The sequence below is a fragment of the Mucilaginibacter sp. JRF genome, assembly GCF_015223065.1.
Lineage (GTDB): Bacteria > Bacteroidota > Bacteroidia > Sphingobacteriales > Sphingobacteriaceae > Mucilaginibacter.
In genome coordinates, this window is sequence record NZ_JADFBY010000003.1 from 452,202 (window position 1) to 468,861 (window position 16,660).

15 protein-coding genes are annotated in these 16,660 nt (G+C 44.4%); 7 read left to right on the forward strand and 8 right to left on the reverse strand.

What is annotated here, in order from left to right:
- Window positions 1-4 precede the first annotated feature (4 nt).
- Both IM792_RS10705 and IM792_RS10710 read right to left on the reverse strand, forming a co-directional pair.
- Entirely contained in the window at window positions 5-1,738 is a 1,734-nt protein-coding gene (locus tag IM792_RS10705; RefSeq protein WP_194101837.1) for a GMC family oxidoreductase, read from the reverse strand.
- Window positions 1,739-1,776: 38 nt separating this feature from the next.
- Complete coding sequence (locus IM792_RS10710) at window positions 1,777-2,484, reverse strand: DUF1080 domain-containing protein (protein ID WP_194101838.1); 708 nt, start codon at window positions 2,482-2,484, stop codon at window positions 1,777-1,779.
- A gap of 270 nt (window positions 2,485-2,754) precedes the next feature.
- Between IM792_RS10710 and IM792_RS10715 the strand changes: the two genes are divergently transcribed.
- The 3 genes from IM792_RS10715 (at window position 2,755) to IM792_RS10725 (ending at window position 5,797) form a co-directional block, all read left to right on the forward strand.
- Window positions 2,755-3,921, forward strand: a complete 1,167-nt coding sequence (locus IM792_RS10715; protein WP_228085018.1) for a DEAD/DEAH box helicase — start codon at window positions 2,755-2,757, stop codon at window positions 3,919-3,921.
- On the forward strand, window positions 3,918-4,898 hold the full coding sequence (locus IM792_RS10720; protein WP_194101840.1) for a glycoside hydrolase family 43 protein: 981 nt from the start codon (window positions 3,918-3,920) through the stop codon (window positions 4,896-4,898). Before IM792_RS10715 ends, IM792_RS10720 begins: the two co-directional genes overlap by 4 nt.
- A 389-nt stretch (window positions 4,899-5,287) precedes the next feature.
- Window positions 5,288-5,797, forward strand: coding sequence for a molybdopterin-binding protein (locus IM792_RS10725; protein WP_194101841.1), 510 nt, complete (start codon window positions 5,288-5,290; stop codon window positions 5,795-5,797).
- Window positions 5,798-5,799: 2 nt separating this feature from the next.
- Here the strand turns inward: IM792_RS10725 and IM792_RS10730 are convergent, their stop codons facing one another.
- The 5 genes from IM792_RS10730 to IM792_RS10750 all read right to left on the reverse strand — a co-directional run bounded on the left by IM792_RS10730 (window position 5,800) and on the right by IM792_RS10750 (window position 11,046).
- Window positions 5,800-6,420 carry an ATP-binding cassette domain-containing protein gene (locus IM792_RS10730; RefSeq protein WP_194101842.1) on the reverse strand — a complete coding sequence of 207 codons (621 nt, stop codon included), beginning with the start codon at window positions 6,418-6,420 and terminating at the stop codon, window positions 5,800-5,802.
- Window positions 6,417-7,088, reverse strand: a complete 672-nt coding sequence (gene modB, locus IM792_RS10735) for a molybdate ABC transporter permease subunit (protein ID WP_194101843.1) — start codon at window positions 7,086-7,088, stop codon at window positions 6,417-6,419. Before modB ends, IM792_RS10730 begins: the two co-directional genes overlap by 4 nt.
- On the reverse strand, window positions 7,089-7,841 hold the full coding sequence (gene modA, locus IM792_RS10740) for a molybdate ABC transporter substrate-binding protein (protein ID WP_194101844.1): 753 nt from the start codon (window positions 7,839-7,841) through the stop codon (window positions 7,089-7,091).
- Between the two features lie 119 nt (window positions 7,842-7,960).
- Entirely contained in the window at window positions 7,961-9,271 is a 1,311-nt protein-coding gene (locus IM792_RS10745; protein WP_194101845.1) for an ammonium transporter, read from the reverse strand.
- 488 nt (window positions 9,272-9,759) lie between these two features.
- Complete coding sequence (locus IM792_RS10750; RefSeq protein WP_194101846.1) at window positions 9,760-11,046, reverse strand: PAS domain S-box protein; 1,287 nt, start codon at window positions 11,044-11,046, stop codon at window positions 9,760-9,762.
- Window positions 11,047-11,795: 749 nt separating this feature from the next.
- Between IM792_RS10750 and IM792_RS10755 the strand changes: the two genes are divergently transcribed.
- Window positions 11,796-12,314 carry a DinB family protein gene (locus IM792_RS10755; RefSeq protein ID WP_194101847.1) on the forward strand — a complete coding sequence of 173 codons (519 nt, stop codon included), beginning with the start codon at window positions 11,796-11,798 and terminating at the stop codon, window positions 12,312-12,314.
- Between the two features lie 82 nt (window positions 12,315-12,396).
- On the opposite strand, the gene IM792_RS10760 is transcribed toward IM792_RS10755, so the two are convergent.
- Window positions 12,397-13,926, reverse strand: coding sequence for a Do family serine endopeptidase (locus tag IM792_RS10760; RefSeq protein WP_194101848.1), 1,530 nt, complete (start codon window positions 13,924-13,926; stop codon window positions 12,397-12,399).
- 191 nt (window positions 13,927-14,117) lie between these two features.
- On the opposite strand from IM792_RS10760, the gene dapF reads away from it, so the two are divergent.
- From dapF to IM792_RS10775, 3 genes are read left to right on the forward strand one after another with little or no spacing between them, the layout of a single operon-like run.
- Window positions 14,118-14,909, forward strand: a complete 792-nt coding sequence (gene dapF, locus IM792_RS10765) for a diaminopimelate epimerase (RefSeq protein WP_194101849.1) — start codon at window positions 14,118-14,120, stop codon at window positions 14,907-14,909.
- 48 nt (window positions 14,910-14,957) lie between these two features.
- The gene (locus IM792_RS10770) at window positions 14,958-16,019 is read left to right on the forward strand and encodes a hypothetical protein (RefSeq protein WP_194101850.1); all 1,062 of its coding nucleotides are present in this window, start codon (window positions 14,958-14,960) and stop codon (window positions 16,017-16,019) included.
- 11 nt (window positions 16,020-16,030) lie between these two features.
- Entirely contained in the window at window positions 16,031-16,561 is a 531-nt protein-coding gene (locus IM792_RS10775; RefSeq protein WP_194101851.1) for a metalloprotease family protein, read from the forward strand.
- Window positions 16,562-16,660 lie beyond the last annotated feature (99 nt).

The following is a 16,660-nucleotide window of genomic DNA, read 5'->3' on the forward strand; positions in this document are numbered from 1 at the left end:
TAAATTAAACGTTCAATTTTTTACGTTGCGATATAATGTATTCGGCCGTACGCATACTCAGGGCCAGTATGGTCCAGGTAGCGTTTTTATCGCCCTGTTGCACAAACGGCGCGGCATCAACCACAAAAAGGTTCTTACAATCGTGCGACTGGCACCATTTATTCAGGGCCGATTTTTTAGGGTCATTACCCATACGGATAGTGCCAACCTCGTGGATGATCTTGCCCGGGGCTTCCAAACCATAGCCCGTATCAGCGCCCTTAAACTCGGCACCTAAAGCGCCCATGTTGTGCATAATCTCCTTAAAGGTTTCCTGCATGTGTTTGGCCTGTTTGTATTCATCAGGTGCCCATTTGTAGTGAAAACGCAATACCGGTATACCGAACTTATCAACCACATCAGGGTCTATCTCGCAGTAATTATCCTCACGTGCAATTGCGGTACCACGGCCGGCCATATAAACCTCGGTACCAAAAAAGCGGCGGTAATCATTTTTTAGGGCTACGCCATAGCCTCCGGCTTCTTTCATCTTACCATCAGGCCCGGGCACTAAGCCGTTGCGGTTATGCATGCCCGCGCCAAACCCGTATGATGGCATCCGCATGCCGCCGCCATATTCAATATGGTATCCGCGCGGAAAGCCGAGCTTTTTGTTATCAAGCCACCAGGGCGAGTAAATATGTATACTGCCTACACCATCCTCGTTATAGCGTTTGCGATCAAGCAGCTGCGGTAAAAATCCCGACGCGCTTGATCCCGTAGAATCATGCAGGTATTTACCTACCACATTACTCTCATTAGCCAAACCGTTAGGGTGCGCTGTTGATTTGGAGTTGAGCAGCAACCTTGCCGACTCGCAGGCACTGGCGCCCAGTATTACTATTTTGGCCTTAACCTGGTATTCCAGGTTATCATCCTTGCTCACGTATGATACGCCGGAGGCTTGTCCGTTTTTGTCGGTCAGCACCTCGCGCACCATAGCGTTTGATATTACTTGCAGATTGCCGGTTTTCAGCGCCGGTATAACCAGGCATGACGATGAGGAGAAATCGGCATAAATTTTACAGCTTCGGCCGCATTGCCCGCAATAAAAGCAAGCATTACGATCCTTATTACCCAGCAGCGCCGCGGTAAGTACCGAGCCACGGCTTGGTATAGTGGTAACACCGGCCTTAATAGCCGCCTTTTTTATAAAAAGCTCGTTAAGCCTTGGTGCCGGTGGGGGTAAGAATATACCGTCGGGTTCACTTTCAATATTCTCTACCGTACCGAAAACGCCTATCAGGCGGTCAACCTTATCGTAGTATGGCTTTATCTCGTTATAGGTAAAAGGCCATTCTTCGGTGAGGCCGTCGGTAGGTTTAAAATCCTTGGGGCCCATGCGTAATGATATACGCCCCCAGTGGTTTGTACGCCCACCCAGCATACGCGAGCGGAACCACTGAAAATCGGTGCCGTTTTTAGTGGTGTAAGGTTCGCCCTCCAGCTCCCAGCCACCAAAGGCGGCATCAAAATCGCCAAAGGGACGGGTAGTACCCGCGCCACGGCGCGGAGATTCCCAGCTAAAACGCAGCTGGTCGGAGTTTTTAGCGGGATCGTAAAACGGCCCCGCCTCAAGCATCAATACCTTTAAACCGGCATGAGCCAATACATAACCGGCCATGCCGCCACCTGCTCCCGAACCTACGATCACTGCGTCATAAACAACGGTCGATTTTTTTATCTGAAATTCACTCATGCCTGTCCTCCCGGCAAAATATAAAAAGCTATAAAATATTAAAGTTGTTTGATCTTGATATCGCGGTAGTAAACCGTGTTGCCATGATCCTGTAAGGCTATATGGCCTTTTTTGTAGGTTGAAAACGCCGGGAACGATTTGAACTTGCTGCCTTCAACCAAAGTTTTCCACTCCGGCCCCCAAAGTTTTACGTTAACCGTTTTGCTGCCATTCATCCAAAAAGTAAGCTGGCCATCTTTTTTACGTATTTTGATAGTGTTCCACTCACCCGCCGGTTTAGCCTTTTTTGATGGAGCGATAATATCATACAATGAGCCAGCAAGGTGATTTTCCTGCTTGTTATCTTCGGCCTTAACATCATCAAGCACCTGCATTTCAATACCGGTTAAAAACGAGTAGCTGTATTTAGGGTCTTCGTTCACATCAAAAATAACACCGCTGTTACCGCCTTCGGCAATTTTCCATTGCAGGGTAAGCTCGTAGTTTTCGTACTCATTATCAGTAACCAGGTCGCCGCGGCCATCAGCACCGGGGTTAAGGGTTAAAGCACCATCAACAACCGTCCATGCGCTGCCAACCTCGCCTTTATTGTAAGTGTGCCAGCCTGTTGTGGTTTTGCCATCAAATAAAGTTATCCACCCTTTTTTGTCTTTTACAGGGGCGGTTGCGCCGGTTGTTGGTACTGTTTGGGCAAATGCGGTGTTACATAATAATACAGCAGCAATGCCCGCTAATGATCTTTTCATAGTTTATTTCAATAAGTTTTTTGTGTGCATGTAAGTGTAGGTGCGGTAAATATATTGCTTTTTTATATAGATGCTTTACAATTTGAAAGCAGGCGTGTAAAAAAGTAGATACCATTTTTTATGAACGTTAAGTTGCCGCCACAGGTATGTAAATACCTCGTTAATAGTATAAATTAATTTTTGTTATCTTGCAGCACTCACCTACATGCAAAGACAGTGACATTTCAGGATTTTAATTTTAACAGTGATTTATTAGAAGGCGTTATAAGCATGGGGTATACCAAGCCAACGCCCATACAGGAAATGGCCATACCGGTTATTATGGAAGGTAACGACCTGATAGCCTGCGCCCAAACCGGCACCGGCAAAACAGCATCATTCCTGCTGCCTGTGTTGAACTTTATTACCGAGGAACACAAACACTATACTACTGCGCTTATACTTACCCCCACCCGCGAACTTGCCCAGCAAATAGATCAGCAGGTTGAAGGTTTGGCCTATTTTACGGGCCTTAGCTCGCTGGCGGTATTTGGCGGTGGCGATGGTATTGTTTACGAGCAGCAGCGCCGCGGCATACAAAATAATGTAAACATTATTATAGCTACACCCGGCAGGCTGATAGCCCACCTTACATCGGGCGTGTTAAAGCTTAACCACATACGCCACCTGATACTTGACGAGGCCGACCGTATGCTGGATATGGGTTTTCAGGACGATATTACACGCATCATCAGCTATCTGCCTAAAAAAAGGCAAACGCTGCTGTTTTCGGCCACCATGCCGCCGCGCATACGTTCGCTGGCCAAAACGGTGTTGCATAATCCGCAGCAAATAAACATCGCCGTATCGCAACCGGCGGTGGGTATTGATCAGCAGGTATATTATGTTGCCGATCAGCAAAAAAACGGATTGGTAAAAATGCTGCTGCGCGATGGTAATTATACCAGCATCATCATCTTTTCATCAACCAAGGATAAGGTTAAAGAGGTTTACAAAGACCTTAAGCGCAGCAACCTCAAGATAAGCGCCTTCCACTCCGATCTGGAACAAGCCGAGCGCGAACAGATATTGCTTGAATTTAAGAACAAGAGTTTGCCGATCATCATCGGTACTGATGCCCTTTCGCGCGGTATTGATGTGGAGGGGATAGACCTGGTGATCAACTACGATGTACCACCCGATCCGGAGGATTATATTCATCGTATAGGCCGTACAGCACGTGCCGCTACTACAGGTACGGCTATCACCTTGGTAAACCAGCGCGACCTGCGTCGTTTTAAAAGCATTGAGGCGCTGATAGAAAAAACCATCGAGCAAAAACCACTGCCCGAAGAATTGGGCGAAGCGCCGGTGCTTACCGAAGAAAAGAAAAGCAATTTTAAGCGCAAAAAGAAACGCTTTAACAATAACAAAAAGAAACCAACCAATAACCAATGAAATTAAGAACTATACTTTTAATGGGCGTGCTTGCAGCAACAACACACTTTGCATCGGCCCAGGAAAAAAAGGAAACATCAGGCAACCCTATATTTGAGGGATGGTATGCCGACCCTGAAGCTGTAATATTTGGTAAAACGTTTTGGGTGTACCCAACTTACTCTGCACCTTACGATCAGCAGGTTAAGTTTGATGCCTTTTCATCAACCGATCTGGTACATTGGACAAAGCACCCAAGCATTGTTGATACCTCATCCTTAAAATGGGTTAAGCGCGCGCTATGGGCTCCGGCTATTACTAAAAAGGGCAGTAAATACTACCTTTTCTTCGGCGCTAATGATATTCAGAACAACAATGAGTACGGCGGTATTGGTGTTGCGGTGAGCGACAAACCTGCCGGGCCGTTTAAGGACTATCTGGGTAAGCCACTGATCGATAAGATCATCAACAAGGCACAACCTATTGACCAGTTCGTGTTTAATGATAACGGCAAATACTACATTATTTACGGCGGATGGGGCCATTGCAACATTGCCCAGCTGAATAAGGATTTTACAGGCTTTATTCCGTTTGAAAATGGCGAAACCTACAAATCAATAACTCCTGAAGGTTATGTTGAAGGGCCGGTAATGTTTAAACGCAAAGGCAAATACTACTTTATGTGGAGCGAAGGTGGATGGACGGGCCCTGATTACCGTGTGGCTTACGCCATTGGCGATTCGCCGGTAGGCCCTTTCAAACGCATAAACACCATACTGAAACAAGACGCTACAATTGCTACGGGTGCAGGCCACCACTCCATGGTGAACATTCCGGGTACTGACGAATGGTACATTATTTACCACCGCCGCCCGCTTACCGAAACTGATGGCAACCACCGTGCTACTTGTATTGACAGGATATATTTTGACGAAAAAGGCGAAATACAGCCGGTTAAGATCACTAACGAGGGTGTAACCGCACGCAAGATAAAGTAAAGTTTAAGGCAATAAAAAACCCGCTAAGCCTCGCGCCTTGCGGGTAACCAATTAAATTAAACTATACTTTTTATTGAAAAAAAGCCAAATGAATATGCCGCGTTTCCGCGGCGGATTGTGCTGCCCTGGTTTCTGATATCAGAACCGGGGCTGCGGCTATCTGATTATTAATGTTAAAAAACATTATAATCGATTGCCTACACTGCAAACATAACTCTTATTGAGCAATATTATTGTAATAATAACACTTTCTAATTTATTGTTATAAGTTGCGGTTCGTTAATAAATAAACGCCATTAGTTGTAAAAACGTTTTACGGCTTTGCAATCAAATATTGCGCGGTAAAATTTTTATCAAAATATAATTTAGAAAATCTTAAGGTAGTTGGCATGGAATTTAAAAAGTGGATGCTTTGCTTGCTGGCGATTATCAGTACGGCCAATGTTTTCGCGCAGCAAACCAAAAGTTTTGTGATCAGCGGTGTGGTAGCCAAAGAGCAAACCATTAATTTGGATTCGCTTAAACAGTATAAAGTTTACAATATCGATAGTTTGAATGTTACCAGTCACACCGGCTCGTTCAAGCATAAGGATGAAAAGCTGAAAGGCGTTTTACTGACCGATGTGCTGAGCCATACCAAGTTCAATGTAAGCAGCCCCAAGCTGTTGAGCGAGCTCTATTTTGTTTGCGTGGCCAGCGATGGCTACAAGGTGGTTTACTCGTGGAATGAGCTTTACAATACCACCGTGGGCGAAACCGTGTATCTGTTGGTTGAAAAGAACGGCATCGCCATAAATGCCATGCCCGAGAGTATACAAATGCTATCCGCTAAGGATTTTAAAACCGGTCGCCGGTATCTGCATAACCTCAGCAAGATCATCGTAGCTAAAGCGCCCTGATATTACTCGCCGATAGTTATTTCATCGCCTGTAAAAGCATCCAATTCCTGCGGATTATGGCTTACTATCAAGGCGGTCATCTTCAATTCATCAAACAGTGAACTTAACGCGGCCGTGAACCTCGCTTTGGTTTTGGCATCCAGTGCAGAAAAAGGTTCGTCCATCAGCATTAATTGAGGCTTTATAGCCAACGCGCGGATGACGGCCAGGCGCTGTTGTTGCCCGCCGGACAGATGCTGCGGTTTTTGTGATGAGAATGCTTGCATCTCGGCAATGGTTAACAATCGATCTATCCAGGCCGAATCATGGGTAGCATATTGCAGATGTTGCAACACGGTCATGTTCGGGAACAGGGCATAATCCTGAAAAACAAAGCCTGTAAGTCTTTTTTGTGGGGACAGGTTTATCCCGCTCTCTGCATCTAACCAAACTTTGTCATCAACTACAACACGGCCTTTTTCGGGAGTAGCAAGACCGGCGATTATTTTGAGCAAGGTACTTTTGCCCGCGCCTGATGGCCCCGCTATTTTAGTGACACTGTGCATGGGCATCTGTCCGGAGAATTTTAGCATTTGCCCGCCGCCATAAATATTCAGTTTTTTTTCAATGTCAATCTCTATCATTCCAGCGGGGTTTTAACCTGGTTTTTGTTGTAGATGAATACCCCCATTAACAGCGCAAAGGTGATAGCGAATAACGTTAACGAGTAGTTGGCGGCAAGGCTGTAATCCATTTGCTCAACGGCATCATAAACAGCTACCGAGGCAACCCTTGTAACACCGGGTATATTGCCGCCTATCATCAGCACTACGCCAAACTCGCCAAGTGTATGGGCAAAGGTTAGTACCGTTGCCGTGAGCAAGGCCGGTTTTATATTAGGCAGCAACACATGCCTCAAGGTTTGCCATTCGGATTTACCCAGCGTGTACGATGCCTGCGCCAACGACGGCGGTAACTGCTGCAACGCCGACCTTACCGGCCCCGCCATAAATGGCAGACTGTATATTACCGATGCCAGCACCAGCCCGGGGAACGAGAATACCAACTGCACATCAAAAACATTGTGCAGCCATTTGCCCAACCCCTGTTGCGGACTAAAAGCCAGCAACAAGTAAAACCCCAATACCGATGGCGGCAACACAAGCGGCATAGTTAACAATACCTCTGCAAGCATGCGCAACACGGTTCGTTTTTTGGATAACCACCAGGCCAATGGCAAACCCATCATCAGCAACAAAATAGTTGTTACTGTGGCAAGCTTAAGGGACAACCATACCGGTGACAGATCCATTTATTGTGTTTTGTAGCCGTATTGTTTAAAAATGCGTTGCGCGGCGGGGCTTAATATAAAATTGTAAAACTTTTTGGCAGCGGCTTGCTCTTTACCGTCCTTCAACAACACCATAGCTTGTTTAATGGGCGAGTATAGTTTGCCATCCATTGCTATCCAGTACAACTTGGTTTTAAGCTGCGGATCTTTAACCAATGCCTCCGTAGTAAAGCCTGCCTGTACAACACCGGTTGTAATGTAAGTGTTTACCTGCGATATACTCTCGCCATAAACCAATTTGGGTTTTAGGGACGAGAGTAGTTTTTCATGTTGCAAAACTTCGGTAGCGGCTTTACCATAGGGGGCAGTGGCCGGGTTTGCTATCGCGATCTTTTGAGTAGCCGCATCATTCAATAACGCTTTCCAATTTTTCGCGTCGATGGGCTTTTGGCTGCATAGTATCAAACTGCCCGAGGCGTACACAACGGGCTTGTTAATGGCAAAGCCTTTAGCATATAGTGTTTCGGCAAAGTCTACATCGGCAGAAAGAAAGATGTCATAAGGCGCGCCGTTCATGGCCTGAGCCGTTAACTTGCCCGATGCGCCGGTAATAGCCGTTATGCTGATGCCGGTTTGTTTTTTAAACTCGGTGGCAAGCGGCTTTATCACGCTTTGCAGATTGGCGGCGGCGGCTACCTTAACATCCTGCGCTAAGGCGGATAATGATAACCCGAACGATAATAGTAGCAGCCAGCATATTTTATAAACCCTCATACGTTAACAAATATAAAAGCCTGAAAACAAAAAAGGCTGCACCTGGTGGGGCAGCCGTAAATAAATACAATGGTCAGTTAATATTTATTAAAGATTCTTTATGCTGATTTCAGTTATACTTACAACTCCTCATCATGCTGGCTCACATCAAGGCCGATAGCTTCTTCCTCCGGAGTAACACGCAGTTTCGAGATCAGGTCGGTCACCTTCAGCAGGATCAATGAACCCACGAAAGCGAATATCGATACCCCGATCAAAGCGATCAGGTGCTTGGTGAACAACGAAGTCTCGCCATAGAACAAACCGTTACCGGTAGTATTGCCACCATTCACGTTCACATGGGCGAAGATACCGGTCATCAGCATACCTACCATACCACCCACACCGTGGCATGGGAATACATCCAGCGTATCATCAATGCTTGTCTTAGTCCTCCAGATCACCACCAGGTTACTTACCACCGCGGCAACGATACCTACGATCAATGAGTGCGGGATGGTTACGAAACCGGCCGCAGGAGTGATGGCCACCAGACCAACCACCGCGCCGATACAGGCACCAACTACTGAAGGCTTTTTGCCACGCAGCATATCAAAGAAGATCCAGGCGATAGCCGCTGCCGCTGAAGCGGTAGTAGTAGTACCCAGAGCGGTTGCCGCCAGCGGGTTAGCGCCCAATGCCGAACCGGCATTGAAACCGAACCAACCGAACCACAGTAAACCGGTACCTAAAAGTACGTAGCTGATACGGGCAGGAGCGTGTGCCTTATCGGTACGTTGTTTCAGATAGATGGCTGAGGCCAAAGCCGCCCAGCCTGCCGACATGTGTACCACGGTACCACCGGCAAAGTCCAGTACGCCTAATTTAAAGAAGAAACCATCCGGGTGCCAGGTAGCGTGAGCCAATGGCGCGTAGATGAATATCATGAACAAACAAAGGAAGATCACATAAGAGTTAAAGCGGATACGCTCGGCAAAGGCACCGGTGATCAGCGCCGGGGTAATTACCGCGAACTTTAACTGGAACATGGCGAACAGTACCAATGGGATGGTAGGAGCCAGCGGCCAGGTGTCATTACCCAGCATGCCCTTCATCATAAAGAAGGTAGAAGGGTCGCCCAGAAAGCCGCCGAACATGTCTTTACCGAAGGCGAGGCTGAAGCCGAACACCACCCACAGGATGGTGATGATGCCCATACAGACAAAGCTCTGCATCATGGTAGAGAGTACGTTCTTTTTGCTTACCATACCGCCATAAAAGAAGGCCAGGCCGGGGGTCATGATCAGTACCAGCGCGGTACTAACGAGTAGCCAGGCGGTATCGCCGCTGTCGATCTTGCTGTCGGCGATCGTGGTCACCTCTACTGACGGATAGATCAGTGCCAGCACTACTACTACCACCAGCAGTAAAAAGGGTAGGATTTTTTTCATCTTGTGTTTTTAGTTAGGGTTAATTTGTAATCGGGGTTAATATTTTTGAAAATCCACTCACAAAAAATCAATTTCGCAAGCTTTTCTTTTAGTTATTTACAATTCTGTAGGCCTATCGCAAAACAAAAGCAACATTATATATCATTATTTATAATTCAATCAATAAAAATGACATGTCATTTAAAGAACATTAAATTTAAGTGAAGAATTAAATCATAATTTACTCTATAAAAGAATAAATTATTGAAACAAGCACTTGAATTTCATTGCAATATCACAATAATTTCAATAGAAAAGATATTTTTTTGAAATATTTTTAAAAAATACTATTTAATGAGAGCTCATTAAGCTAAATAGGTGCATATAATTATAAGCTTTACAATTTAAGGCTATAAATATCATCGAAATACACCTGCTATAACAGGTATGATAGGTACTTCATTTTATACCTATATATATAAGGTATAAAATTTGAATGTGTGAATGCCCTATTTTTGATCGGGCAAAACTTCTTCCACATGCCTCACAATCTGGTTAACTACCTTATCAAGCTGTTTTACGGAGCGATCCAGATGATCGTAAAGTTCACGCTCCTCGCCGGTTTTGGTTTGCTGGGTTATCAGGTCGGTGATACCTATTATATTGGCCAGGGGCACCCTCACCACGTGCGATTGCATGTAGGCTATCTCCTCCAGCTTTTCGTTCTTTAACTCGATAGCGCGGGTATGGTTTATCTGTTCAGTAATATCGGTAACAATAACCAGTCGTGCCCTTTCGCCATGAAACAGGATATCGCTGCGCCTAACTTCTACGTGTATCATCTGTCCATCCTTGCGCGAATGTTGTGTTTTATATGAAGCATGTTCCGCCGCCGATTTTTCGACCGCCCGCATCAGGTCGGGTATTTGCCCGGCGTGATGAATGTCGGACAGCTTCATATTCAAAAACTCATCCTCGGTATAACCGTAGCTGCTTATAGCGGCATAGTTTACCTGCAAAAACCGCAGGGTGGCCACATCAAATATTAGCTTAGGTAACGGGCTCTGAAAAAACAAGGTACGATAATGCGCTTCTGATTCTTTGAGCAACTCGTTGCGTACATTTTTTTCCTGTAGTTCCTTTTGCAGCTCCCGGTGTAAAAAGGCTTCCTTCAGCATTGTGCGATCAAGTCCGTTCAGCAACATGCGGATCAGCATTACCACAACCAGATCCATAAATATAAAATTGACCGAATAGATGATCCAGTGGTTTAGTGATAGATTTTTGAATAATTCGGGCAGATTAAATGGTTTTAGCCAAAATATCAACGCAAAAGCCCCGCATATCAAAAAATTCAATCCCACAAAAAAGTAAGCTACCCGGTTTGAGAATTGCAGCGCGGCAAAAATACTCAGCGGAAAAAGGTAAATGCAACCCATAGTGAACGAGCCCATAAAAGCCATCATGATAATGGCGAACAGGGCAATTAGCGCGGCTATCAATATTTTGCGCAGGTGCAGGCTCAGTCGCTTATTAAAAGCAATAAGGCCAACAACAGCCAGGGCCACTATATTAAATATAACAATGTTGGTATGCCCCTCCTCCAGCTGTAATATAATACTGGGTATTAAAGCAAACAGGCTAACAGGTAAGGCATAAAAAATGGCGGTAGCAAAAAGTTTATTCTGCCAGTAAACAAGACCTTGTTCGCCGGTTGTTTTATGTATGCCCGGCTCATTTAAAAATGAGCGATACATATTGCGGAACAGCGCTTTTACTGAATTTAAAATTCGCATGCTGAATGTAGATGTAAGTAGTAATGTAATTATATCATGAGCTCTATACCGTTATTAAATACTCCGTTATTTAACTACCAATACAAACAATGCCCTTAATATACCTATTACGCAACTTTTTGCAATCAGTTTGCTTTTAAAATGAATTGATGGCCTGATTTTTTAATAGGAAATGCCTTAAAAAAGTAAAGCCTCCTGATGGGCAGGAGGCCTTTACTAACCAATTATAAACCTAAATTATGAGAAGACTATTTTGTGTTGTTGTTTCAACGGTGTAAAGATAACACTAAGTTTAATTTCGTGCAAATATTTTTTAAAAATTTTTCAAATATATTTTATCACAATTAAGCATATCGTAACATATTTAACAAACCATTGTTAATGTCATAAAAAAACAACAAAATCATACAAAAAACTCAATATTGTATATTTCACAATAAAAAATTTCTTTTTGGGCTGATTTTAGCTTGCTAAAATGTTTTTGTTGCCCGTTATGATGTAAAAACATTAAAAAGGTATAAAATATTATGTTTAACCATCAAATTTTTGATGAAATCGATTGGTTTTTTTATCTGCACAGTAAAACATTTACTATAAAATAATTGCATGGGCTTCTATTTGGTTTAGCATCATTCATCGGTCTTTTTATAAAAGCATTAAATTTTTTTTAGTTTTTGAATTTTCCTGTTGACATAGGGCTGTCATTACCGGGTAGTTACTTTGAATCAACAAACCAAAAAATGATCATCATGAAAATTATCCCAATGTTATTAAAGGAGATGGCCGAGGAAGCTGTTACCACCCGTAAAATGTTAAGCATTATTCCTGAAGATAAACTGGACTGGCGCCCGCATCCAAAAAGCATGAGCTTGCGCCAGCTATCAAGCCATATTGGCGAGCTACCAGCCTGGGTAACCATGGTGCTTAATACCACCGGGCTTGATTTTGCCCAAAACGGTTATACCGAACACAACTGCCCAAGTGTTTCAGCCGCTATCGAGTTGTTTGAGCAAGGCCTGGCAGGCGCACAGGCCAGCCTTGAAAAAGCTACCGAGGACGATCTGTTACCCGACTGGACACTGCGCAATGGCGACATTATATACGTAACCTGTAGCCGTGCCGAAATGATACGTACCACCTTTTGCCAATTGGTGCACCACCGTGCGCAGCTGGGTGTGTTTCTTCGTTTACTTGATATACCTATACCAGGCAGCTACGGCCCAAGCGCTGATGAAATGCAGGTGTACGATCTGGAAAATACGCACTAATTCATCTACCCATAAAAACAAAAACGCCCGGCATTGTTACCGGGCGTTTTTTATTCAAACTAATTAATCAATTACATTTTACTTATTGCACCTGGAACATGTTGTTAAAGCTTGTTCCGTCAGGGTATATACCTGTAATAATCAGGTTACCGTTGCGCAGGTTGGTTATCGCCTTGTCAATATCAGCAATGCTGTTAATTGGCTGCTTGTTGATATTGGTGATGATTGAACCTACAGGTATTTCGGTTTCGTAGAATAAACGACCCGGACGAACCTGCGTTACTACTACACCATTATTTACATGGAATTTAGCTTTTTGCTCTTTTGATAGCGGCTGGAAGCTCGCGCCTAATTTATTAAACAACTCCTCAGCTGATTTTGATACCGCGGCTGTTTTAGGGCTTGCGGCTTCACCCTTAAGGGTGATGGCAAAATTCTTTTCGCTGCCATCGCGCTGTACGGTGATGTTGATCTTATCGCCGGGCTGTAAACGGCCTACACGCTCTTGCAGGTCTGATGATTCGTAAACCGGAGTGCCTTCAACCTTAGTGATGATATCGCCTTTGCGAACACCTGCTGCTTGCGCGCCACCACCCTCAACCAGATCATTCACATATAAACCTGTGTTGCGACTAATACCCAGATCTTTCGCGGCATCATCATTAAGCTCTCTGAAGTTCACACCAATGTAACCACGTTTTACCGAACCAAACTGTTTGATATCATTCAATACCTTTTTAGCCAGATTGATCGGAATGGCAAAGCCATAACCTTCGTACGAGCCGGTGTGCGAAGCGATAGCGGCATTGATACCGATAAGTTCACCTTTGGTATTTACCAACGCACCACCACTGTTACCAGGGTTAATGGCTGCGTCGGTTTGTATGAATGATTCGATAGCCTTGTTCAGCTTAGGCTGAGCCTGCTGTTGGCGCATACCGAACGGGTTGCTGTTCTCCTCATTATCTTCGCTGCCGATGATGCCAATGTTACGGCCTTTAGCGCTAACAATACCCGCGGTTACGGTTGAGTTAAGGTTAAAAGGGTTGCCTACAGCCAATACCCACTCGCCAACCTTGGCATCATCAGAGTTACCCAGTTTTACTATAGGCAGATCGTTACCGGTTATTTTGATCAGGGCCAGATCGGTACTTGGATCGGTACCTACTACTTTAGCCTGGAAGGTACGGTGGTCGTTCAGGTTAACGGTGATCTTGTCGGCCTTTTCAACCACGTGGTTATTGGTTACAATGTAACCATCGGGCGAGATAATAACACCCGAGCCTGATGCCTGTTGCGGGCCGCGAGGGCGCATACGCTGGCCAAAGAAATCGCCAAACATATCGTCGAACGAATTGCCGCCGCCATTGCCTTGTGTTGCTGCGTAGGTAGTACGTATATATACCACTGCCGGGGTTACGGCTGCCGCGGCCTGTGTAAAGTCAACCGATCCGGCTGAGGATACGGTTACCGGGTTATTTGTAAAGTATACTTTTTGGCGTTCCTCAAAGGTCATATCGTCAGCACTCTTCTTGTCGAAGAACTTGTATGTGCCTAACGCCATTGCACCACCTACAAAGGCGGCTAATAATGTTAAACCAACTCTTTTCATTTTTATTTAGATAATTATTCTTTTACTTGGGTTATAATACAATGTTCAAATATAATACCATATAGACGGTAAGAACAACGAGTTGTTATTGCGAAATTTGTTAAAATATGTTAAACCTGATTTAACAGGTAGATGACAGCTTTTAAGTTTATATGTAGTAATATTACGCTTAAATTAATACACTTATTGCTGTGAAGCTGCATTTCTATAAATACCAGGGCGCCGGTAACGACTTTATTTTGGTTGATAACCGCGAAAATATTGTAGATCATCATGATCCTGAACTGCTTGCGCGCCTATGCGACCGCCGTTTTGGTATTGGTGGCGATGGTATCATGTTTTTGCAAAATGCCGATGGTTACGATTTTGAGATGGTATACTATAATGCCGATGGCAACCCGAGCAGTATGTGCGGCAACGGCGGCCGTTGCATTGTGGCCTTCGCCAAGTTTTTAGGTGTTATAGAAAACGAAACCGAATTTGTGGCAGTTGATGGCCCGCATTATGCCAAAATTTCAGCAGAGGGTACCTGGGTAAGCCTGCAAATGATAGATGTTGAACAGATAACCCGTGATGGTGAGGCTTATGTGCTTAACACCGGTTCGCCGCATTATGTTACTCTTGCGCAGCAACTGAAAGATAAGAATGTATTTGCCGAAGGCTCAGCAATCCGCAATAACGAAACCTATTGTGCCCAGGGCATCAACGTAAACTTTGTTGAACCCCTTACCGATACCGACGGTTACTTTTTGCGCACCTTTGAACGCGGCGTTGAGGATGAAACCTTTGCCTGCGGTACCGGTGCAACCGCCGTAGCATTAGCCATGGCTGCACATAACAATCAAACCGGGCAAATTACCACCCCCGTAAAAGTATTAGGCGGCGACCTCAACATCCGCTTTAATTACGATGGCGAGCGCTATACCGATATATTTTTAGAGGGTCCGGCCAAGCAGGTATACGCCGGCGATATCGAGATATAATATTTGCGCCCAACCTAATTGTTTGTATATTAGTGGCTCCTAAACTTTATGGAACCACAAACTGATATTACCCCAACCGCTCAACAGGAAAGCCACGAGCATAATCCTGATCTTTGTGTACAATGCCAGGCCAAACCATTTGAGGCCGGTTACCCAATAAATTTATGTACCGATTGTCGTGCATCGCTAATTAAGTATCCTATACCTAACTGGCTAAAGTATTTCGCGGCAGGTATTTTGTTGGTTATGGTACTGAGTATTTTCCGTACTCAAAAGTACATTAGCGCAGCCATACACCTGGGGCGTGCCGAAAAAGCCATCGAACTTAAAAACTACGTAACGGCAGAGAATGAGCTGAAAAAAGTATTGGCCGATGCACCTGACGGGCTTATCGCTAATGCAAACATGGTTATTGCCTCTATCTATAACTTAGATATGGCCGAAACCGGCCCGGCATACACCAAGATAGAAAATAAGGATTTTGACGACGAAACGGAGCTGCTTAAAAATGTAGAAAGCGCGCTGGCCTTTTTAGATCAGAATATGGTTAATGATACCGTAGTTAACACCAAAGTTGCCGCCACGCCTAACACCAAGCCAGCATTATTAAAGTTGGTTAAAGAGAATAACTCATTAAGCATCCAGCTAAAAATTGTTGTTGCCAATGCTTTGTACGATCTGAAGGAATATAAAGCGGCAGACTCACTGGCGCTTGAAGCAATAAGTATTAATTCTGAATCGCAGATCGCTATACGTTTACTATCGGCCACTAAGCGCGAGTTAAAGGAGTTTGATAAAGCTCTGGCTTATTGTAATGATATGCTAAAGATAAACCATCAGGATATTTATGCCATATCGCAAAAAGCACGTATCGAACTAAAACGTAAAAATGACGAGCGCGCCCGTAAGTATGTTGATGAAGCCATGGCCATTGATCCAGATAGCGACCTTGCACTTGAGGCTAAAGCTTTAACAGATTACCTCACCGGCCATAAAAAAGATGCCGACGCGACCTTCAACAAAATTAAGAATCTTGCCACTATAAGCGGCGATAATACAATAAGAGATAGGATAAGCCCTATCCTTAACGGATCACTACAGTACAGATAATACTAATTAATATGTTTATTCCAGGCATCGTCATCAGCATAGTAACATTTCCGGGTGTAATTGTTCACGAACTTGCCCATCAGCTGTTTTGCAGGTGGTTTAAAATTCCGGTATTTGAGGTTTGCTATTTTCGCACACAAAACCCGGTAGGCTATGTACTGCACGAACCGGCTAAAAAAACCTATCAAACGGTATTTATATCGGTAGGGCCATTTATTATTAACACGCTTATATGCTTTATACTGGGCATGTCGGCCTCGCTGCAATTTAAGTTCGACTCGGCCAATATTATTGATTATTTGCTGATGTATTTGGCCATATCCATAGGCATGCACGCGTTCCCCAGCACCGGCGATGCCTCATCGTTATGGAATGGCGTAATGAAATCAGAGGAAAGCTCATGGTTTTCAAAAGCCATTGTTGCCCCTATAGTTGGTTTTATATACTTAGGCGCGCTGGGTTCTTTCTTTTGGCTTGATGCTATTTATTCGTTAGCGGTATCAATGGGTTTACCATACATTATCATTAAACTGATCGCCTAATATTTAAAACACGTCCACTCATTCTAATATTTTTCTAATAAAAATCCATCCGGATGCAGTATTTATTAGAGAATGGGGAATTTGTCGGCACCAATATTA